At 28.6% G+C, this 20,257-nt stretch carries 21 protein-coding genes and 1 tRNA gene; 13 read left to right on the top strand and 9 right to left on the bottom strand.

What is annotated here, in order from left to right:
- From Q0881_RS07185 to Q0881_RS07175, 3 genes are all read left to right on the top strand, one after another.
- On the top strand, positions 1-528 hold the full coding sequence (locus Q0881_RS07185) for a hypothetical protein (protein ID WP_299158288.1): 528 nt from the start codon (positions 1-3) through the stop codon (positions 526-528).
- Between the two features lie 395 nt (positions 529-923).
- Positions 924-1,002 (top strand) — tRNA-Met (locus Q0881_RS07180).
- 303 nt (positions 1,003-1,305) lie between these two features.
- The gene (locus tag Q0881_RS07175) at positions 1,306-2,406 is read left to right on the top strand and encodes a slipin family protein (protein WP_299158285.1); all 1,101 of its coding nucleotides are present in this window, start codon (positions 1,306-1,308) and stop codon (positions 2,404-2,406) included.
- 47 nt (positions 2,407-2,453) lie between these two features.
- Here Q0881_RS07175 and Q0881_RS07170 read toward each other — a convergent pair whose 3' ends face one another.
- The 3 genes from Q0881_RS07170 to Q0881_RS07160 form a co-directional block, all read right to left on the bottom strand.
- Positions 2,454-2,651 (bottom strand): 4-oxalocrotonate tautomerase family protein, encoded by a 198-nt coding sequence (locus tag Q0881_RS07170; RefSeq protein ID WP_299158282.1) that lies wholly within the window; start codon positions 2,649-2,651, stop codon positions 2,454-2,456.
- Positions 2,652-2,760: 109 nt separating this feature from the next.
- A complete protein-coding gene (locus Q0881_RS07165; RefSeq protein WP_299158280.1) occupies positions 2,761-3,177 on the bottom strand; it encodes a DoxX family protein in 417 nt (138 codons plus the stop codon).
- A gap of 112 nt (positions 3,178-3,289) precedes the next feature.
- On the bottom strand, positions 3,290-3,850 hold the full coding sequence (locus Q0881_RS07160; RefSeq protein ID WP_299158277.1) for a Crp/Fnr family transcriptional regulator: 561 nt from the start codon (positions 3,848-3,850) through the stop codon (positions 3,290-3,292).
- Between the two features lie 247 nt (positions 3,851-4,097).
- Between Q0881_RS07160 and Q0881_RS07155 the strand changes: the two genes are divergently transcribed.
- Positions 4,098-6,080: a TetM/TetW/TetO/TetS family tetracycline resistance ribosomal protection protein gene (locus Q0881_RS07155; RefSeq protein ID WP_299158273.1), complete on the top strand. Its 1,983-nt coding sequence runs from the start codon at positions 4,098-4,100 to the stop codon at positions 6,078-6,080.
- 22 nt (positions 6,081-6,102) lie between these two features.
- On the opposite strand, the gene Q0881_RS07150 is transcribed toward Q0881_RS07155, so the two are convergent.
- Positions 6,103-6,702 (bottom strand): Crp/Fnr family transcriptional regulator, encoded by a 600-nt coding sequence (locus Q0881_RS07150; protein WP_299158270.1) that lies wholly within the window; start codon positions 6,700-6,702, stop codon positions 6,103-6,105.
- A 359-nt stretch (positions 6,703-7,061) separates the two neighbouring features.
- Here Q0881_RS07150 and Q0881_RS07145 point away from each other — a divergent pair, with 359 nt between their 5' ends.
- Positions 7,062-7,943, top strand: coding sequence for a helix-turn-helix transcriptional regulator (locus Q0881_RS07145; protein ID WP_299158267.1), 882 nt, complete (start codon positions 7,062-7,064; stop codon positions 7,941-7,943).
- Between the two features lie 25 nt (positions 7,944-7,968).
- On the opposite strand, the gene Q0881_RS07140 is transcribed toward Q0881_RS07145, so the two are convergent.
- Positions 7,969-8,814, bottom strand: a complete 846-nt coding sequence (locus Q0881_RS07140) for a hypothetical protein (RefSeq protein WP_299158264.1) — start codon at positions 8,812-8,814, stop codon at positions 7,969-7,971.
- A gap of 60 nt (positions 8,815-8,874) precedes the next feature.
- Entirely contained in the window at positions 8,875-9,810 is a 936-nt protein-coding gene (locus tag Q0881_RS07135; RefSeq protein WP_299158261.1) for a zinc metalloprotease, read from the bottom strand.
- A 351-nt stretch (positions 9,811-10,161) separates the two neighbouring features.
- Here Q0881_RS07135 and Q0881_RS07130 point away from each other — a divergent pair, with 351 nt between their 5' ends.
- The 8 genes from Q0881_RS07130 (at position 10,162) to Q0881_RS07095 (ending at position 15,905) form a co-directional block, all read left to right on the top strand.
- On the top strand, positions 10,162-10,692 hold the full coding sequence (locus Q0881_RS07130) for a hypothetical protein (RefSeq protein ID WP_299158258.1): 531 nt from the start codon (positions 10,162-10,164) through the stop codon (positions 10,690-10,692).
- Between the two features lie 149 nt (positions 10,693-10,841).
- Positions 10,842-11,387, top strand: coding sequence for an RNA polymerase sigma factor SigZ (sigZ, locus tag Q0881_RS07125; RefSeq protein WP_299158255.1), 546 nt, complete (start codon positions 10,842-10,844; stop codon positions 11,385-11,387).
- Positions 11,388-11,459: 72 nt separating this feature from the next.
- Positions 11,460-12,251, top strand: a complete 792-nt coding sequence (gene arsM, locus Q0881_RS07120) for an arsenite methyltransferase (RefSeq protein ID WP_299158253.1) — start codon at positions 11,460-11,462, stop codon at positions 12,249-12,251.
- 114 nt (positions 12,252-12,365) lie between these two features.
- Positions 12,366-13,016, top strand: a complete 651-nt coding sequence (locus Q0881_RS07115) for a hypothetical protein (RefSeq protein WP_299158250.1) — start codon at positions 12,366-12,368, stop codon at positions 13,014-13,016.
- Between the two features lie 11 nt (positions 13,017-13,027).
- Complete coding sequence (locus Q0881_RS07110; protein WP_299158248.1) at positions 13,028-13,294, top strand: hypothetical protein; 267 nt, start codon at positions 13,028-13,030, stop codon at positions 13,292-13,294.
- A complete protein-coding gene (locus Q0881_RS07105) occupies positions 13,242-13,745 on the top strand; it encodes a cytochrome c biogenesis protein CcdA (RefSeq protein ID WP_366139559.1) in 504 nt (167 codons plus the stop codon). Before Q0881_RS07110 ends, Q0881_RS07105 begins: the two co-directional genes overlap by 53 nt.
- A 21-nt stretch (positions 13,746-13,766) precedes the next feature.
- Positions 13,767-14,666: a phosphatase PAP2 family protein gene (locus Q0881_RS07100; RefSeq protein ID WP_299158246.1), complete on the top strand. Its 900-nt coding sequence runs from the start codon at positions 13,767-13,769 to the stop codon at positions 14,664-14,666.
- A 15-nt stretch (positions 14,667-14,681) separates the two neighbouring features.
- Positions 14,682-15,905, top strand: a complete 1,224-nt coding sequence (locus Q0881_RS07095) for a PatB family C-S lyase (RefSeq protein ID WP_299158243.1) — start codon at positions 14,682-14,684, stop codon at positions 15,903-15,905.
- 83 nt (positions 15,906-15,988) lie between these two features.
- Here Q0881_RS07095 and Q0881_RS07090 read toward each other — a convergent pair whose 3' ends face one another.
- From Q0881_RS07090 to Q0881_RS07080, 3 genes are read right to left on the bottom strand one after another with little or no spacing between them, the layout of a single operon-like run.
- Positions 15,989-18,661, bottom strand: coding sequence for a TonB-dependent receptor (locus tag Q0881_RS07090; protein WP_299158240.1), 2,673 nt, complete (start codon positions 18,659-18,661; stop codon positions 15,989-15,991).
- 19 nt (positions 18,662-18,680) lie between these two features.
- A complete protein-coding gene (locus Q0881_RS07085) occupies positions 18,681-19,586 on the bottom strand; it encodes a FecR family protein (protein ID WP_299158237.1) in 906 nt (301 codons plus the stop codon).
- Positions 19,587-19,639: 53 nt separating this feature from the next.
- Positions 19,640-20,161: a sigma-70 family RNA polymerase sigma factor gene (locus Q0881_RS07080; RefSeq protein ID WP_299158234.1), complete on the bottom strand. Its 522-nt coding sequence runs from the start codon at positions 20,159-20,161 to the stop codon at positions 19,640-19,642.
- Between the last annotated feature and the right edge of the window lie 96 nt (positions 20,162-20,257).

Here is a 20,257-nt window from a genome sequence, read left to right as displayed (position 1 = left end):
ATGGGAACATTAGCAAACAATTACATATTTAAAGCATTAGATGCTTATCCGTATGATTTAGAGGAAGCTATAGAAGCTTTAACCTATGCTTTGGCATATGATGAAAAAAACACAGTTGCTTTATGCTTAATGGGACGTATTCATGCAGAAGCATTACATAATTATGAAAAAGCAAAAGAATATTATGCAGAGGCTTTAGCAGAAAATATTCATGCATTTAATGTATATCCTAATTATATTAATGTGTTGTTATGGAATGAAGATTTAAAAGAGGCAGAAAAATTAATAGACTTTGCTTTGACTGTAAAAGGTTCAGACAAAGCTGTATTATACTTAAAGAAAGCAGTTTTAAAAGAACAATTAAAGAAATATAAGAAAGCTTTAAAGTTTGTTAAAATAGCCAAGGAGTATACTTACAATGCTGATTTTATGCATTCAGTAAATGAAGTAAGAGATCGTATTAAAGAAAAAATGCCCGTTACCAAAAAGAGTAAAATCTCTAAAAAAAATAAGAAAAAGAAAAAATAATTTTTACTACGCATAAAGAATGCGTAGTAGTGTTTAATATTTGCAGTGTAATTAAGAAAAAGAATACCGTAAAGTGGGAAAATTGTGAAAAGAAAACCTCACTATAACAAGGAGTATAGTGAGGGAATTGTAAAGAATAAAATTAATAGTATAAAAATATCAAGCAAGTCTTGTTGCGTGTTTCTGTATAGCACCATTGTATAATTTCGTACAGTATTTGTATTCGATTATTATATGCAACTAGTCTTGAAGGTTTAGATTATTCACCAAAAAATAATCATCATTCTATATACGGAGGTTCGAATCCTTCCATAACGAAAGTTATGTAGCAAAGTCAGGTTAATGCAATAGTAAAGCACAGGTTCGAATCCTGTCAAGGTCACAATAGATCTTGTAGCTCAGTTGGCAAGAGCACTACACTCATAATGTAGGTTAATTAGGTAAGCCTAACGGCGTGCTGGTTCAAATCCGGTCTGTAACTCGAGATTACGACTCTCGCTGGTTATTGTAACTAAAGCTCATCATCTTGTAAAACTGATGAACAGAAAAAGAAACGATACGTTCCTAATGAGTTTTTAAATAAACACTTAAAAAAGAACTTGAGGTTTTTAATTCTAAAATTAGAAAGTAATAACTTTTTATAAATCAGTTGATATCATGTATTGATTTCAATCCATTTCTAAAAACGAGTTATAGCCTTTTTTTAAATTGATTACTTCCGTGATTTGTTAAGCATTTCAGTGTATCGTTTTTAATTAAAATCAAAAAAATAGAAAAATGAAAAAAGTAAGAATTAATGCAGGAAAAGTAGGATTAGTATTTAAAAACGGAGATTATCAAAAAGTGATTACGCAAGGAACTTATTGGTTATTTTTTAATCAAAATGTAATTGTGTATGATTTAAGAGGAGAATTTAAAGAAGCTGTAGCAATAGAAGTTTTATTAAAGGATACAGTTTTAGCAGAAATGTTAGAAGTAGTAGAGGTAAAAGATAATGAGTTAGTATTGGTTTATGAGAATAACAATTTTAAAAAAGTATTAGAAGCAGGAAAGTACTTTTACTGGAAAGGTTTTGTAAATAGGGCATTTAAGAAAGTAGATAGAAGCAAAATTTATATTACAGAAAACATAGATAAAGCCTTATTTAGCAATTATGAGTTATCAAAATACATTAGAATTTTTGAAGTAACTACTTATGAAAAATCATTATTATTAGTAGATGATGTTTATACAAAAACTTTAACAGGAGGAACATATAGATTTTGGAAAAACGATACGACTATTAAAATAGCAAAAACAGACATGAGGCAATTGCAGCTTGAAATTACAGGTCAAGAATTGTTAACAAAAGACAAAGCAAATGTTAGAATTAACTTTTATACGCAGTATAAAGTAATTGATATTGAAAAAGCATTGTTAAAAAACAAAGACTATGAAAAACAATTGTACATTTTAATGCAATTGGCCTTGAGAACTTATGTTGGAGGTTATACCTTAGATGAATTATTAGAGAAAAAAGAAAACATTGCAGTTGCAGTATTAGAAGAAGTATCTAAAAATACAGATCAATTAGGTGTGCAAGTTATCAATAGCGGAATTAGAGATGTAATTTTAACTGGAGATATGAAAGAGATTATGAATCAAGTTTTAATTGCACAGAAAAAAGCGCAGGCTAATATAATTACTAGAAGAGAAGAAACAGCTTCTACAAGAAGTTTGTTAAATACAGCTAAGTTGATGGAAGACAATGAGATGTTGTTCAAATTAAAAGAGATGGAATATGTAGAAAAGATTGCGGATAAAATTGGTGAAATTAGTTTAACTGGAAATGGAAATATGGTGCAAGAGTTAACCAAAATTTTTTCTGTAAATAAGTAGTAAAAAGGGTATCTACTTTAGAGACACCCTTTATGTTTAACTCATTTTTAATTGTCTTTATTACCAAAATATTGTTCCCCATTAGCTCCCCAATTTCCTAGAGGAACTTCATCAATAACAACATGTGTGGTTTCAGGGTTTTTATTTAATACATTTACAACTAATTGAGTAGCACCTTCAATTAATAATCTTTTTTGTTCATTGGTTACGTTTTCATCAGTAACTCTAAAGTTAATATATGGCATAATATTGTGTGTTTAAATTCAAAGTAAAATTCTTGTAAAATGAATTAATCGGATAGGAGCAAAGTCACTATTTTAATGTGATTAAAATCACTTAAGTATAAATAAGAAATTAATCCCATTTAGAATTAGTCGCAATAGCATATTTGCCAGCTCCAATAAATAGAATAGTTATAGCTCCAAATAAATATAAAGCCTGTAATTCTATAGCCCATCCACCATATTTATTAATAGAGAATACCTCAGAAGTATGAGCCATTAAAATAGCAAAAAGCATATTAAAAGCTAAAATAAGACTCGCTAATCTAGCTCTGTAACCAATAATTATAAGAATAGGAGCAATTATTTCACCAATAAATACGGCATATGCAATTATTTCTGGTAAACCTAAACCACTTAATAAACTTTTAATAAAAGAATAGTTAGAATTCATGTTTGCAATACCATGAAAAAGGATGAGAAACCCAATCGTAATTCTTTGAATAAGTAGCCCAATTTCTTTGTTTTGAATTTTTTCTAAAATGTTCATATCTTTTTAATTTTATAAATTATTGTTGCAGCAAAATTCAAAGAAAAAAAAGACAGCCAATAGGATTAATATCACAATTAGAGAGTGAAGTATATCACATTCTAAAAAAGAGTTAAGAATTTAATCTGCTTAGTGTTTCTCTTGAAACGCCAAGATAAGCGGCTATTAATTTTTTTGGAACGCGTTGAAAAAGTTTAGGGTATTGTTGTAACAATAATTCATATCGTTCTTTAGAAGAATTTTTTAACAATGATAATATTCTATTTTGTAAAGCAATACGACCATACTTACTTTTTTTAGCCCAAAAGCGTTCCATTTTATGCAAAGATTTCGTGAGTTTTTCTCTGTTTTCATAAGTAATATATAAGAGTTCACTATCTTCAATACAATCAATAGATAGTTTAGTAGGAACTTGTTTTACAAAAGATTCATAATCGGTAATCCACCAATTTTCCATGCCAAATTGTAAAATATGTTCTTTGCCATTATCATCAAAAAAACAACTTTTTAAGCAACCTTCTAGTATCCAATATTCTTTGTTAGCAATTTCACCTTCTTGTAAAAGATATTGATGCTTACGTTTCTTAGTTTTTTCGAAATGACTTAAAACAAAGTTAAATTCCTCATCAGAAAGCGGAATGATTTCTTCTATATGTTGTCTAAGTGGATGCATTTTTAATATTGTTTAAGGAAACAAAAATCATGAAAAAACAATAAAAAAATAGTGATTTAGATCACTATTTAAAATTGTAAAATATTTGCGGTTGTATAAAAAGAATATTTAAGGTTTTTCAAAAGGAATAACTAAAAAGAAAAAGAAAGGAATTTAAATACACTGCCTTAAAAATAGTAAGTTTGTAAGGCTCATAAAAAAAATAGTTTAGTACGCTAAAAAGAGCTTTATAAAATTACTCCAAATAATGAAGAAACCAACGATCAATATTGGAATATTGGCGCATGTAGATGCTGGGAAAACAACACTTACCGAACATTTTCTATTCAATTCTGGAGCAATTAGAATGTTGGGAAGTGTAGATAAAGGGTCAACAAGTACAGACAGTTTAGACCTCGAAAAAGAACGCGGAATTTCTATAAAAGCAGCAACAACTTCATTTGAATGGAAAGGAACCAAAATTAATTTAATAGACACACCAGGTCACGTTGATTTTTCAAGTGAAGTAGAAAGAGCATTGTGTGTGGTAGATGCGGTGGTATTAGTAGTTTCTGCAGTTGAAGGAGTGCAAGCACATACATTGAATATATGGGACTCTTTACAAGAATTAAAAATACCAACCATTGTTTTTATTAATAAAATTGATAGACAAGGAGCAGACGCAGAGGCTACAATAACGCAAATAGAGCGTGATTTAAAATCAAAGCCAGTAGTACTATATGCCTCTGAAAACGATGGATTAACGAATGCTACAAGCATACCTGTTTTTAATACAGGAAATCATAGCCCTCTTAAAGAAAAATCAATTGAAAATATTTTAGAAAGCAATGAGTATTTGTTGGAGCGCTTTTTAAATTCTGAACTGATTACTGATGACGAATATTTAAAAAGTATTCGCAAATTAACTATTGAAAATAAAGTGATTCCAACATATACGGGAATTGCTAAAAACAATATAGGAGTAACACAGCTATTAGATGGAATAATAGATTATTGCCCTATTTCAAATACAGTAAATACCGATGAGCTTTCAGCATTTGTTTTTAAGTTAGAGCATCACAAGGTTTTTGGAACAATGGCATATGTAAAAGTTTTTTCAGGAGAATTATCTTCGAAAACTACTATTTACAATTATACTCAGCAATTAGAAACTAAAATAAATCAAACCAAACAATTACACGAGACAAAGTATATTGATAATGTTGTGTTAGAATCTGGAGATATAGGTGTAATTACAGGAGTATTAGGAACAAAATCAGGAGATATTTTAGGAAAGCCTGAAGGAATTCCAAAATTGCCTCAATTGCATATTCCAGTACTTAGTGTTCAAGTGATTCCAGACAATAATGCCGATTATAATAATTTAGCAGCAGCACTTGAACAATTAGACAAAGAAGATTCTTCTTTAAATTTTAAATGGTTTAAAGCAGAGAAGGAGCTACAGCTATTGTTAATGGGACAAATGCAAATAGAAATTTTGGAACATGTTTTAAAAGAACGTTTTCTAATAAAAGCGAGTTTTACAGAACCAGAAGTAGTATACAAAGAAACCATTAGTAAAAAAGCAGAAGGCTACATTAGATATTGGATGCCGAAGCCTTGTTGGGCAATTATGACTTTTTTAATTGAGCCAGCTCCATTAAACTCAGGAGTAAGTTATCGTTCTATAGTATCACAAAACGATGTGCATATAAAATATCAAAACGAAATAGAGCGTACAATTCCAAAAGCTTTGGCTCAAGGAATTTTAGGATGGGAAGTAACCGATGTAAAAATTACATTAATAAAAGGAGAAGATCATAATGTACATTCAAGACCAGGAGATTTTAATTTAGCAACTCCAATGGGCATTATGCAAGGATTAAAAGCTGGTGGAACGCATTTATTGGAGCCTATACTAAGCTTTGAAATAAAAGCAAACGAAGCTCTATTAGGTAAAATAGTTTCTGAATTAAGTACGCGTAGGGCTACTTTTGATACTCCAGAATTTAAAGATGATGTTTTTAATGTAAAAGGAACTATACCAGTAGCAACATCATTAGATTTAAGTATTAAGTTGAATACAATTACAAGTGGTAAATTACGTCTTAGGCTACAGTTTTTTGGTTATAACACTTGTCCGAAAGGCGAGGGGGTAGCACGTAAATATAAAGGAGTAAACCCGTTGGATGAAGCACAATGGATACTACATCGCCGTGGAGCATATAAAGCAGACGAGCGAGTAATTTAATTAACTTACATTCAACTATTCATTAGTTAATAGTAGCCTTACTATTTTTAGTGCATATTTTCTTACGAATACGACTTAAAGATTGTGGTTTAATACCTAAATAAGAAGCAATTAATAATTGTGGAACTTGTTGAATTATTTCTGGGTGTTTGTTTACTAAATCTAAATACCGCTGTGGTGCCGATTTGCTATTTAATTCCGCAACACGTTGTAAGGTATTAACATACGCATTCTGAAATAACAAACGTTGAAAACGGTCAAAGGCGGGAATGGTATCACAACATTTATCAAAATTATCTTTGCTAATAATAATAAGCTCTGTTTTAGTTATAACTTCAATGTTTAATTTAGATATTTCTTGTGAAAAGAAACTATATAAATCAGATATCCAGTAGTTTTCTAAAGCAATTTGCAATACATTTTTTTTACCTTTTTCATCAAGTGTGTACGAGTATAAACCACCTGAAACCACAAAAGCAATATAATTAGCAACTTTACCTTCATTTAAAAAATGCTCGTTCTTATCAAGAACAACTGTTTTTGTGAATGTTAAAAAATGCTCAAATTCAGTTTTGGTTAACGCTATTTTTTTTAAAATATTTTGATAAATCTTTTGATTCATATTAAAAGCATTGTTATGAAGCTTAGGTAAAATAGTATTTTTAAAAGTATAATTAGAGCTTATATAAAAGCATAACTAACTTTAATTTTTCAACAATACAATCAAGTATGCTATCAAACTTAGCGTTGTGTTTTTTGTAAATACTAATCATTTTAAAAACTTAAATTAAGAAGGAAGTATAGTAGAATTAAAAATGATATCATAGTTGTAATTTGAGCGCTTGTACTTTAAGATAGCTTTAATTTTTTTGCATTTTATGGTTAAAAAATATAGGACGAATTTCATTAATTATAATCGTTTTTTTATTGTATAAAAAACGCCAATATTTGTACTTTTGAGACATTATTGAATTATTTGCTATGAAACCTATTACTGTATTAAGTATTAAAGAATTTGAAACAGAAGACCTGTCTACTTCATTTTATGCAAATAGTATTTGTAACCATGTAGTAAAGCATGAAAAAGCAATATCAAAACCACATAAGCATGATTTTTATCTTACAGTAATCTTTACAAAAGGATTTGGTATTCATGAAATTGATTTTAATGTGTATAATGTGGCTCCTGGTAGTGTTTTTTTACTACGTCCGGGTCAAATACATAATTGGGAATTAAGTGATGATATTGATGGTTATATCTTTTTTCATTCAGAAAATTTTTATGAGCTAGAATATATAAACAGAACAATGCATAGTTTTCCCTTTTTTCATTCTATTCAAAACCCTCCAATATTATATTTAAACATAGAACAAACAAAACAAGTAGCAGCTATTTTTAATACTATTTACCAAGAATTTACTACTGATTTTTTGTACAAAAAAGAAAAACTAACAAGTTTATTAGACCTTCTTTTTATAGAGTTAAGTAGATTGTATTTAGATACTGATACTATAGAAATATACAAGTCGTCTACGTATACAAATAAGCTTTGTGAGTTTGAAAAACTAATAGATAATCATTTTAAGGAAGAAAAATCTCCAGCTGTTTATGCTAACATGTTACATATAACACCAAAACACTTGAATAGGATTGTAAAAACATCATTAAATAAAACATCATTAGATGTAATATTAGATCGTGTTATTTTAGAAGCGAAACGAATGTTAGTTCATTCAAACGATTCTTTGTCTAATATAGCCAATGTTTTAGGCTATGAAGATTATGCTTATTTTTCAAGAATGTTTAAACGTAAAACAGGAAACTCACCATCAGTTTTTAAGAAAGAGCATATAAATAAATGATGTAACCTTTTAAACGATACGGGTTTTATTTATCATAAAACTCTTTTAGAATAATGTTTTCTCCTTTGGTTAACTTTTTTAATTCCTTTAAAAGATAATAACGATGCATAAATCCAGTAAGAACAACGAATCTTTTTCCTTTATTTAACTGCGCAATTTTCATGATGTTTTTTGCCATAGTTTGGTTTCTTGTATCCCAAAAATTTGCCCAAAGTTGGTATCCATCTCTATAGCTTATTTTTTCACCATTAGGTTTTATTAAAAAACGAGTTGCAAATTCACTACGAGCATTTGTAATTTTTGGTACCATTTGATATTGAAAATACTGACGCTGTTCACAAATACTATCAGTTTGAGGATTGTTAAAATGTTTTGGTGATTTTGCAGCACGTACTTTTAGAGGTTCTATAAGAGCTTGGTAAGTATTAAATATTTCTGATTGCTCAGATGTAAGCATATTTGCTTTATTTAGGCTGTCTAAAAGTCTTAACGTTAACCTATCTGTAGGTCGCATACCTTTATCTCTTCTGTATTGATTTCTGCCTTCAAATTCATAAGGTCTTAATTTCGTAGCTGGATATTTTTCAATATACATTTTAGAAGCCATTCCTTCATTTTCATTATAAGGCTTATTAAATTTAAAATCAGCAGTGAAAAAAGAAGAATCTACTTCGTGTAAAATAAAATCGGGTTTTACATTTTCTAAGATATTAAATAATATTTCTGGATTATAATTTGGTGCTGGTTTATGTAAATTACCAATAACAATTATTTCACTAGGTTTTTCTGTTTTACAAGATAAAAATAGTATTGTAACTAATAATATTAGAAGTGTTTTTATAGTGTTTTTTAAGTATATCATTTTATGCATTGATTCAAATTATTGACTCTAAATTGTAAAATACAAGGTATTTAAAAAGAACGAACATTTTTATTTATTATTAAGATATAATTGCCTTCTTAACCCTCCTTTTTTAAATAGGTTACGGACTCGCTCTTTTTGACCTTTCGTAAACATATACATGCTATTATCATTAACACGATCCATAAAATTCATAAACATATCATTACTACCGCATGAACTCTTAGGATGAGCTGGTGCTCCTAAATTTTGATGTTTTTGATTTGGTGTATCTGCTACTTCATCGCCAATTTCACAACTTCCATCTTTTCCATAAACATGTATTAGATTAAGCCAATGACCAATTTCATGAGTTACGGTTCTTCCAAGGTCATAATTAACTTCCAAAGGAGGTAAGGTACCAAATACTCTTGGATCTATAACCACAGCGTCTATTCTAGGATCTGTTCCAGGAGAATATGCATAACCAGCAAAACCCAATTTACCCCATTTATCCATTAGACTGGCTATATAAATATTTAGATATTTATCTCTTGGCCAAATATCTTGCCCTCCTTTATTGGTAAAAAAAAGTTTATAGTCTTCAATAGGTAATTTACCAGTTAAATCTTTACCAGAAAATCCCGAAATATCTGATTCTGTTCTAATAATACCAGATGTTGGAACTCCATAAGGATCCGTTTCGGCTAAATAAAACTCTATACCAACATCTGCAACTAAGTTTTTAAACTCTTGTGGTGTTTTTATATGATCAGGATTTTTTTTTCTATAGTCTTGATTTAAAACATCAATTTGCGATTGTATTTTTTCATCACTAATACTAAATGGATCCGAAGGAGGGTTAATAACATGTATTACAACTGGAATTTTTATAATTTCATTGGGAGTAATATTAGGTTCATCATTTGGTGGTAAATTATTAGAATTATCATTACTACAAGAAAGAATTAAGGTAATGAATAGAAAAAAAACAATTGTTTTTAATTCATTTTTTTTATTTAGCATAGGCGTAGTTTTTTCATAAATCGTATCAAAATGTTTCTATACAGGGAAGCTATCTTTATATATTTTATTGCAAAACTGGTTTATAAAAAGCAAACTGAAATTGATAAAAATCACTTTTTAAGTATTTAATTCATAATAATTTTTATAATAACAAAGATGTGGTTGAATTGTATATAATGCATTCACCTAGGTTAATTAAAGTAGTTTAGTTTTTGTACAGTTTTTAAAATAAAATATAAAAACATGTACAAGGTTTGCTGTTTAATCTTTGTACAGTTTTAAAAATATTATATTTATATCTGTACAAGTGTTGTACAGATATAAATTTTTTATAAAAAAAAATGTACAAAAATGTTAGATACCATAAAATTGTATTTTAATTGTTCTATTGTATCAATGGCTAATTATTTAGAGTTGTCGTACCATACACTTTCTTCATTATCAATAAGCCGTAGAACTTATTCTATAAATAAATTAAATAAGTTGCTTATTTTGGAAGAAGCTTTAGCCTTGAAAACGGAAGTACTAGATTTACCTCATGTAATAGATTTTGTAACTAAAGAAAAACAAGAAACGAAGGAACTATTAGAAAAGGCATTAAAAAAAGTTAAAAAACGATGGAATAATCAGAAAGCTATATTAGAAAAGGAACAAGTAAAACGTACTACATTTTTACGAGGTATGCATGCTTGTATTGTATTACTACAAAAACAAACGTTAAGCGTAAATGATATTAAATGGATTAGTTTACGTAAAAAGCATTTAGAACAAAACTTAGCAAAAGAACCGTATGCTAAAATATTAGAATTGGAAGCTAAGGTAGTTGCTTTAAAATCTGAAATAACTAAATTAGAAAATCAAATTATGGTATTAGATAAATAGTACATTTAATTAAAGGAAAGAGAGGGAGTATTTAGAATATTTGTTATGTAATAGACACTATGTAATGAAAAATAAATAAGTTTTAAAAAAAATGCGTCTTTTTTAATTTTGTACGTCTACAAATAAATCAAAGATTTATTTTTGTTATTATGGGCAATGAAATATTACATGTTTGGAATGATATGAATGCTAGATTAACCAATTTTGTTAATCTAAAGGTTCATGATTCTGAGCTAACTAAAGACATCGTTCAAGATGTGTTTTTAAAAGTGTTTACAAAATACAATACTTTAAAAAATAAAGAAAAACTAGTTTCATGGATTTATCAAATTACAAGAAATGAAATAGTTTCTCATTTTAGAAAATTAAAATACAATGAATCTTCAGAAGATATAGATTCAGAAGATTTATCAGAAAATACGCTTACATCCGAACTTACAAGTTGTATAAGTCCTTTTATAAATTCGCTACCAGATAAATATAAACAAGCCATTATTTTAGCAGATATAGAAAATATATCTCAAAAAGAAATTGCGGAAAGATTAAATATTTCTTACTCAGGAGCAAAATCGAGAGTACAAAGAGGAAGAGAAATGTTAAAGTCTGCTTATGAGGAGTGTTGTATAATATCTACAGATGTATATGGGGATGTTTTAGATTATAAAGAGAAAAAATGTAATAACTTATCTAATTAATTTTTTTTGCATCTTTTTGTTTATGTGACGTCTATAGGGTGAAAAATAAAAACACTTTAAATAAAATATAGTATGTCACAAGAAATTAAAGAACAGGTAAAAGAAGCGTATACAAGAGTAGCAAATTCAGGAGCAGGTTGTGGTTGTGGACCAGCATCTTGTGGGTCACCAGCTCAAGATTGGACTTTAAGTGAAAGTTATTCAAAAGTAGCAGGTTATGAAGCAGAAGCAGATTATGCTTTAGGTTGTGGAATTCCAACAGAACATGCAAAAATTAAAGAGGGTTATACAGTACTTGATTTAGGTTCTGGTGCAGGAAATGATGTTTTTGTAGCTCGTAGTATTGTAGGGAAAACTGGACATGTAATTGGTGTAGATATGACAGAAGCTATGATTGAGAAAGCAAATGAAAATAAGCAGAAACTTGGTTATGACAATGTAGATTTTATATTAGGAGAAATAGAAGATTTACCTTTAAAAGAAAATAGTATAGATGTTACGGTAAGTAATTGTGTATTAAACTTAGTTCCTGATAAAAAGAAAGCATACGAAGAAGTATACCGTGTTTTAAAACCAGGAGGTCATTTTAGTATGTCTGACATTGTTTTAAGAGGAACTTTACCTAAAGGAATAATGGAAGCTGCTGAAATGTATGCAGGGTGTATTTCTGGAGCGTTGCAAGAAGAAGCGTATATAGAAGCAATAAAAGATGCTGGTTTTAAAAATATTACAATAACTAAAGAAAGGGTGGTAGAAATGCCAGATGATGTGCTATTAGAGTATGTATGTTGTCCAGAAGAGTTAGAAAAATTTAAAGCAAGTACTAATGAAGTTATTAGTCTTGGTGTTTATGCAGAAAAGTAACTGTTATCGTTTTTGATTATTAATGAATAAGCCTTAGTTAGTTTTAAGGCTTATTTTTTTGCGTCTTTTTTTTAATGATGCGTCTATAGAGAAATTAACTATAAAAATATTACAATGCAAAACACAGAAAATTTAGATTGTTGTTCCCCTAAATCTGAACCGAATTGTTGTGATCCAAATGATGAGAAGAACAAAAATAAAGGCATCAAAATTAAATTTGGGTTAGGGATTTTTGCTTTAGCATTTATTTTAGCACTTACATCAGCATTTAAGGGAGTTACAACTAAAGAGATTACTTGTACCACAACTTCAAAAGTAATAACTTCTAAGAATGATTTTAAATGGTTAAAAACGGATAAAGAGGTTACATATCTATTGTTAAAAGGGAATGATGTTAGCGAAAATGAAAAAATAAATTCTAAAATAGAAAATGTTGTTTCAGAATTAAACAATTCAGATGGATCTGCTTATTATTTAGCATTAGAAGTTAATGAAGAAAATTATCTAGATGTAGTTTCTAAATTAAATATAGAAGTAGTTCCTGCTACTGTTGTTTTAGGGAAAAGTGCTTTAGTAGTTAAAGAATCAGCGATAAATATAACCACATTAATTAGAGCATATGAAACTGTCTTAACATCAAAAATGTCTTGTTCATCAAATCAAAAAGTTGCTTGTTCTGAAAAAAGTAAGGCTTCTTGTGACAAAAAAACGAAAGCATCTTGTACTACTCAACAAAAAGCTGCTTGTGGTAGCTCTAATGAATAAAATCAAGAAATATGTTAGAGAATATTCAGCAATGGACTAATACAATTATTGAAAACCAATTAAATTCCCCGTTATTTTTTATTGCAATTTTTGTATTAGGTCTTGTTGCAGCAATAGGGTCAGCATGTAATATTGGTGTCTTAGCAGCAGTAACTAGTTATGCAGGATCAGAAGTAAATTCAAAAAATAAAAAATCACATATAAAAACAGGGATATTCATTCTTAATAGGTACTATTATATCCTTATCGTTAATAGGAGCTTTAACAGGTTTAATTAGCGTATCTATTGGTCAAATAGTAGGAAAATACTGGACAATTGTAGCAGGTGTATTAGTAGTGTATTTAGGTTTAATGAGTTTAGATATGCTTCCTTTTAAGTTAAAAATTGGAACTAAATTTTCATCGAAAATATCGAGTTTAGCTAATAAAAGCTTTTTATTTGGTTTACTTCTAGGTGGTTTTGCAACGGCTTGTTCAGTTGGTTGTAGCCCAATTTTCCCAATTATTTTAGGAGCATCATATCTTCAAGGTAGTTTATTTTTAAGCTGGTTTACTCTTTTTGTGTTTGCAGTAGGTTATAGTCTTCCTTTAGGAAGTCTATTAATAGGGGTAGGTTTTGGGTTTAATAAAGTTTCAGATAAGTTGATACGAAACAAACAATTAATTAATCAAGTTTCCGGAGCATCCTTAGTACTATTAGGCTTTGGGTTATTATTAGGCTGGATTTAAAATTAAAAAATAATTTATAAAATGAATAATTTAAAGAAAAACATTATAGTATTAGTAATGCACACTATTACTTTAAGTATATATAGTCAGAATTCTATTTTTTCTACAATTCACGACATAGAACCTACAGAAAAACATTACAAAGAATTAAAGAAGTTAAACAGTAATAAGCGTATAGAATATGCATCGATGGATGGCATCGTGTATCCTACAGATAATTATTTAGATTTTATATTGGTTTATGCATCAAACAAACCATATTACTTGAGCTCTAATCAGATAAACTTTATACTAAATTCAGTTAATTTTCCGGCAAATAGTTCAGAACAAACTAGAGCAGAACTAGATTTTCTACTTGATTTGCAAAAGAAGAGAACAGATAAAGAGGTAGAGCGTGTTATGAAATTAGCGAGAATAGGTTACTGGCCTCATAAAAATTATACAAAAACAGATGATAGGTATGAGCGTAATTTGAAAGATTTGTTTTTTATGTTAAGAGAAGTTTCTAGAAAAAAACACACTGCAAAAGATTTTCCACAAACAGCAAAACTATTAAAAGGAGTAATGAATGATGCACGACTTTTAGAGTTTGTTTTAAAGTTTAATAAAATTAGAGCTAGGCCTTATCATCTTGATTTAAATATAAAACCTTTACAAAAAATACCAACTCCATCGTTTGCTAGTGGACATACATTATGGGCTTATATACAGGCATATACATTAAGTGAGTTGATGCCTGAAAGTAGAGGTAAATTTATATCTCTAGCTTATGAGATAGGCATGTCTAGAGAAGTAATGGGAGTTCATTTTCCTAGTGATGATGAAACAGCTAGGCAAATTGCACATAAAATGTTATCATTAATGTGGAATACAGATACGTTTCAAAAAGATTTTAGAGCAGCTAAAGCTGAATGGAAATAGTAAAAAAGAAGAATAATGAGTCAATTTGATACAATGCATACAACAGAAAACAACTTTGCAAAAGAGAATCCAAATTATTTAAAATCTATGTTTGGAGCAACAGATATAATGCCTTTGTGGATAGCTGATATGGATTTTGAAATAGCCAAACCTATACAAGAAGCATTACAAAAATTGGTAACAAGAAATATGTATGCTTATGAATTTAATACAGGAGATGTTTTTAATGCCATTTCAGATTGGAATTTTAAACGGCATCAATTAGAATTAAATCCAAAATCATTTGTGCAAGTTTCAGGTGTACTTACAGGTATAGGCATATTAATTAGAGAATTATCTAAAAAGGGAGATAGTATTATGGTACAAACACCCGTATATCACCAATTTTTTAAAGTTATAGAATCTGCAGGTAGGAAAGTAGTTAGCAATAAATTAAAAGTTATTGATGGCCGTTATCAAATGGATTTTGAAGATGTAGAGCGAAAGTTAAAAACATTAAATATTAAAGCTATTATACTTTGTAATCCTCATAATCCAATAGGTAGGGTTTGGAGTATAGAAGAGTTGAAAAAATTGGTAAATCTAGCAAATGAATATAATGTTACTATTATTAGTGATGAAATTCATTCAGATATTGTGTATTCAAAATCACAATTTAATAGCATTGCTTCTATAGGTAATAGTAATAACCATATTGCAGTAATAGGGTCTCCAGCAAAAACATTTGGAATGCAAAGTATTTCAAACGGTTACTTATACATACCTAATGATAATTTTAAACAGTTGGTGAAGAGGAGTGTAGAATCACTATATCTAGATCATGGGAATATACTTTCAGCAAACGCAACAATAGCAGCTTATAAAGAAGGAGAGGAGTGGTTAAATGACTTATTAACTTATTTAGAAAAAACAATGAATTGGATTGATAACTTTTTGCAAGAAGAATTACCAGAAGTTATTTTATACAAGCCCGAAGGAACTTATCAAGTATGGTTAGATTTTAGTAAGTTAAAATTATCAGATAGAGCGTTAAAACATCTGGTTGTAAACCAAGCAAAACTAGCTTTAACACCAGGAGATTGGTTTGAAGGAGGTCATACACAGTTTATGCGAATGAATATAGCTTCACCATTGTCAACAATTAAACAGGCATTTCAACAATTAAAAAAGGCTATAGATACTGGAATAGATGCTTCTTTTAATGAAGTTACAGCAGCAGATAATTGTTGTTCATGTTAATTTTAATATAGAAATAAAAAGCTTGGAAATTATTTTCCAAGCTTTTTATTTAAGAGTTATAATGAAGTTTAAATATTAATAAATTAAAAATGAATTCTAAAAACAGCATTAGGTGTTAAACCTAAAGAAGAACGTTGAATTACTTGTTCTAGAATCAATTCTAATTCTTCAGGAGAGCTACCAGTTGTGCCTGGTACAGCAATACCACCATCGTCTAAAGGCTTACGTTCTGCTTTATATATTAAATTTAAAGGTCTTACTCTGTTATAAAGGTTTAAAACAGATATTCCAAATTGAGCATTTAACTTCTTATTCCCAGTTTTAATCTTAAAATCATATAAAACAGAGGCGTCTAACCTATGAAAATTTGGTAATCTACTACTGTTTATAGATCCAAAATTAACCACTCCAGCTTTTTCACCATCTGCATCAATTTTAATTTCATAACTATTTACAGGTGTAATAGGTTTACCGTTTCTAATTTGCCATCCTAAAGAAAATTGCCACTTATTAAGTTGTAAAGTATTAGAGATTCTAAATTGATGCTTAATATCATTATTTCCTGAAAAACTAGAAGGTGTATTAGGTAAATTAGGAAATTGAAAGGTAATATCGTTAAATGTATATCCAGCCCATATTTTATAATTATTCCATTTATATTTTAATAATAAATCGAGCCCTTTTATAGTACTATTTCCTTGTTCCAAATTTTCTAATGGATTACTAAATCCACTTGTAAATGTAGTTAAGCCTTTTAATTCTTTATAATAAGCATCAACATCAATACTTAATTTTTTATAACGATATAAGAGCCCTCCAGAAATTTGATCGCTACTAAGTAACGGAAATTGTTTATTGTCGGATAACCTCCATAAATTATTTTCTAAGCGTAATTCTATATTATCAAATTCTACTAATTGTGATATGGGTTGATTTCTTCTTTCAATAGCAGTTTTAAATCTAAGAGAATTGGTAATAGGATATTCAAAATTAATACGAGGCTCAACCAAAAAACGATTTAAAGAGCTATAGTTTACAAAACGTACTCCTGCGTTTATAAAACCATTATTAGCAAAAGAGTAAATATATTCACCAAAAAGAGCATTTTTAAAATTATTAATATCTTGAAGTTTACGTTCGTTTTCATTCGTTTCAAAAGGTTTTATTTTACGAATATCAACAAGCAAATTTGTATTAGATAACTGATAACCTAATTTTAATTTTTGATGCTCATTAAGTTGTTTATGAAGCGAAAAATTTAAACCAAGATCAACAATATTATTTTCACGAATACTTATTTTAGTTAGATCTAAACTACCATTTCCAGTTTCATCTTCAAGTTCATCATTTTTATAGAAAGAGTCGTATTCAGAATAATAAGCAGTAAGTTCTTCTTGTTGCTTTTTATTAGTTATATGTTTCCAGTTAAGACTAAAACCTTTATTTATAGTAATTAAATCATCAACAGACTTTTCTTCTATAGAATTAAAATCAAAGTCTAATGAGTTTCGAGTATATAAAGCACTCACCGCTATCGAGTTTTTCTCATTGGGTTTAATAATAAGCTTCGTACTGTAATCAGAAAAAGTAAAGTTATTATTACTGGTTTTACGACTAAAATCATCATCAGTTTCTAAGTCTAATATATTGCCATTTATATCTTTAGCAATTCCGAAGTTAGTAAATATTTTATCAGCATAACTATTATAAGTTGGGGTTTGTATTACATCTGAATAGGATCTTCTTGCAAAGAAATATAGCCCTACTTTTTCAGATAAAGGAGTTTTTAAATAACCGTTTATAGATAAACCGTCAATTTCAAAACCGCCTTCATTTTTTTTAGGAATATCACTACCACTAGAAATATCAATAATACCAGAAATACGATCACCATAATTGGCACTAGTCCCAGATCTAAAAACGGTAGCTTTTTGAGTAGCAAATGGATTAAATAAAGAAAACATACCGTAAAAATACCCTGTATTATAAAGTTTAATATTGTCGTATAAAATTAAATTTTGATCTGGTGACCCTCCTCTAATTTGAATTCCAGTAGCAGATTCATCTAAAGTAGAAATACCTGGAATTAATTGAATACTTTGTGCTATATCTGGACTAACTAAGCCAGGTAAAATCCCTAATCTTTTTGAATCTACAGAAATAGAACCGTCTTTATTTCTATCAATCCCAGAGGTAATATAGCCTAGTATTATAACTTCGTCTAGTTCAGAAGATATTGTATAAAGAGGTATTGTTATGCACTCTTCACTTGTGTTTAAGGTAATTTCTTTGTCTTGATACCCTAATAACGATAAGGTGATTTTTTCTGAGTTTTTTGGAGGGTTTTCAAAGCTAAAGAAACCGTTTTCATTAGTAGTTTTATATAGCTTATCGTTTATAACTACATTAGTAAAAGGGAGCGTTTCATTTGTGCTAGCATCTACAACATAACCACAAATTTTTCTTGCTTTACTAATTATGACTTGGTTATTGGAAAGTATTTCAAAAAGTAACCCTGTTTGTTGAGTTAAATCTGAAATAATATTCTTAATAGTTGTTGTTTGTTTGGTAAGAGTAATTTGTTTTTTATGTATAACTTCTTTAGAATATGAAAAAATGATATTTGTTTTAGATTCTAAGTCAACAATAACTTGTTGTAACGAAGTTTTGTTATAAGAAACATTAAACTTTTCTTGAGAAAAGGTATAATTAATGAGACATAAAAATACTATGGTTAGTATTGAGTTTTTAATCATTTCAAGGGAAAAAAATTAATTATTGCAAAGATACTATTGTTTTATCTTCTGATAATGTGTAAACTATCCCCATTGGAGTAAGGGTAGTTTTTAACGCGTTTTCTAAATTATTATGAATAAAACTTCCAGAAAAGCGTTGAGAAGTATCTATATTCTCAGTTTTAAAAGAAATGTTATACATACTACTCAATTCGTTTAAAATATCTTGTAAAGGACGATCTTTAAATAGGCTGATTCCCTTTATCCAATTAGGTTTATTAAATTGAGTTTTTAGTTCAGAAATTATTTCTTTTTCAATAATAATTTTATCGTTAGCATTTAAGATTTTTTTATTGGTTGTGTTTTTTTGTTCAAATTTAACTTTACCTTCAAAACAGTTTAATTCAAAAATATGTTTTCTTGATTTTACATTAAATTTTGTACCTAAAACAGTCACATTACCATAATTAGTAATAACCTTAAAATCACTTCCTTTTTTTACTTCAAAATAAGCTTCTCCATCTAAGTTTAATTGCCTTTTGTTATTCCAAAAGAACCGTTTGTGGCTTAGACTAGAGTTAGCATTTAATTGAACTTCACTTCCGTCTGGTAAAATAATAGCTAATTGTTCTCCTATTGGTGTGGTATAATTTTTAGTTGAGTACAATCCGAAATATCCGCCTAGAAGCAAAGCAATTGAAGCAGCTATGGAATACCAAAAATTACGATTTAATTTTACAATTTTTCCTTTTTTTATTTTAGTTTTAGTTTTAACTAAAGCTGCTTTTTTATCAATTTCAGGACCTTTAAATTGTTGAGCAATAATATTAATACGATTAAAATCTTTATAAGCATCAGTTTGCATGAATTCAGCAAGTTCTTCTTTACTTAATTCATTTGCAGCCCATTTAGCTAAATAAGATTTATCTGTTTCGTATTTATTCATGCTTCTTAATTTACGTTCTTATTTACTGTACCGTTATTAATCAATTTACCCTATTAAAATTTTAAATCTTTCCCTAAAGTCTTTCTAAGGTTAATAAAAGCATTGCTCATTCTTCTTTCAACTGCTTTTACTGTAATATTGGTAATTTCTGAAATTTCTTTATAAGTTTTTTTATCAATTCTACTTAATAAAAAAACTTCTCTTTCTTTAGTAGAAAGATTAGCAATTGCATTTTCTAGCTTATCTTTAAATTCTTCAGTTTCTAAAATAAATTCAGGATTTTCAATGTCTTTATCATTTACAGAAATAGCTTTATGTCTCAAAACAACTTTTTGATGAGCAAATTCGTTGCGTAAAGCATTATTACAAATAGTATACAAAAAAGCTCTGGCAGTTTCATAAATTACTTCAGCGCATTTTTTCCATATTTTCACAAAAGAATCTTGTACAATATCTTCTGCTTGCTGTAAATCTCCACATTTGTAGTAAATGTATTTTGTAGCAGTCTCGTAGTAGCTATTAAATAAAGAATCAAAATTCTTTTCTTCACAAACAGATTTTTTTTGTTCAGGCATTCACAAAAATTATTGAAGTACAAATCTAAGAAAAATGAAATAATGAATAGGGTTATATAGATTTTTACTGTACATAATATAAAGCACAAGTTTAAA

This window comes from uncultured Tenacibaculum sp., assembly GCF_947494125.1.
Classification (GTDB): domain Bacteria; phylum Bacteroidota; class Bacteroidia; order Flavobacteriales; family Flavobacteriaceae; genus Polaribacter.
Note: the sequence above shows the minus strand (reverse complement) of the source record. Positions and strands in the feature narration are given on the sequence as shown.

Coding starts and splice junctions, on each gene's coding strand:
- Q0881_RS07100 (WP_299158246.1), top strand. CDS start 13,767: ATGAATAATTTAAAGAAAAACATTATAGTATTAGTAATGCACACTATT.
- Q0881_RS07165 (WP_299158280.1), bottom strand. CDS start 3,177: ATGAACATTTTAGAAAAAATTCAAAACAAAGAAATTGGGCTACTTATT.
- Q0881_RS07175 (WP_299158285.1), top strand. CDS start 1,306: ATGAAAAAAGTAAGAATTAATGCAGGAAAAGTAGGATTAGTATTTAAA.
- Q0881_RS07170 (WP_299158282.1), bottom strand. CDS start 2,651: ATGCCATATATTAACTTTAGAGTTACTGATGAAAACGTAACCAATGAA.
- Q0881_RS07130 (WP_299158258.1), top strand. CDS start 10,162: ATGTTAGATACCATAAAATTGTATTTTAATTGTTCTATTGTATCAATG.
- Q0881_RS07090 (WP_299158240.1), bottom strand. CDS start 18,661: ATGATTAAAAACTCAATACTAACCATAGTATTTTTATGTCTCATTAAT.
- Q0881_RS07160 (WP_299158277.1), bottom strand. CDS start 3,850: ATGCATCCACTTAGACAACATATAGAAGAAATCATTCCGCTTTCTGAT.
- Q0881_RS07095 (WP_299158243.1), top strand. CDS start 14,682: ATGAGTCAATTTGATACAATGCATACAACAGAAAACAACTTTGCAAAA.
- Q0881_RS07145 (WP_299158267.1), top strand. CDS start 7,062: ATGAAACCTATTACTGTATTAAGTATTAAAGAATTTGAAACAGAAGAC.
- Q0881_RS07155 (WP_299158273.1), top strand. CDS start 4,098: ATGAAGAAACCAACGATCAATATTGGAATATTGGCGCATGTAGATGCT.
- Q0881_RS07110 (WP_299158248.1), top strand. CDS start 13,028: ATGTTAGAGAATATTCAGCAATGGACTAATACAATTATTGAAAACCAA.
- Q0881_RS07150 (WP_299158270.1), bottom strand. CDS start 6,702: ATGAATCAAAAGATTTATCAAAATATTTTAAAAAAAATAGCGTTAACC.
- sigZ (WP_299158255.1), top strand. CDS start 10,842: ATGGGCAATGAAATATTACATGTTTGGAATGATATGAATGCTAGATTA.
- Q0881_RS07185 (WP_299158288.1), top strand. CDS start 1: ATGGGAACATTAGCAAACAATTACATATTTAAAGCATTAGATGCTTAT.
- Q0881_RS07135 (WP_299158261.1), bottom strand. CDS start 9,810: ATGCTAAATAAAAAAAATGAATTAAAAACAATTGTTTTTTTTCTATTC.
- arsM (WP_299158253.1), top strand. CDS start 11,460: ATGTCACAAGAAATTAAAGAACAGGTAAAAGAAGCGTATACAAGAGTA.
- Q0881_RS07115 (WP_299158250.1), top strand. CDS start 12,366: ATGCAAAACACAGAAAATTTAGATTGTTGTTCCCCTAAATCTGAACCG.
- Q0881_RS07080 (WP_299158234.1), bottom strand. CDS start 20,161: ATGCCTGAACAAAAAAAATCTGTTTGTGAAGAAAAGAATTTTGATTCT.
- Q0881_RS07085 (WP_299158237.1), bottom strand. CDS start 19,586: ATGAATAAATACGAAACAGATAAATCTTATTTAGCTAAATGGGCTGCA.
- Q0881_RS07140 (WP_299158264.1), bottom strand. CDS start 8,814: ATGCATAAAATGATATACTTAAAAAACACTATAAAAACACTTCTAATA.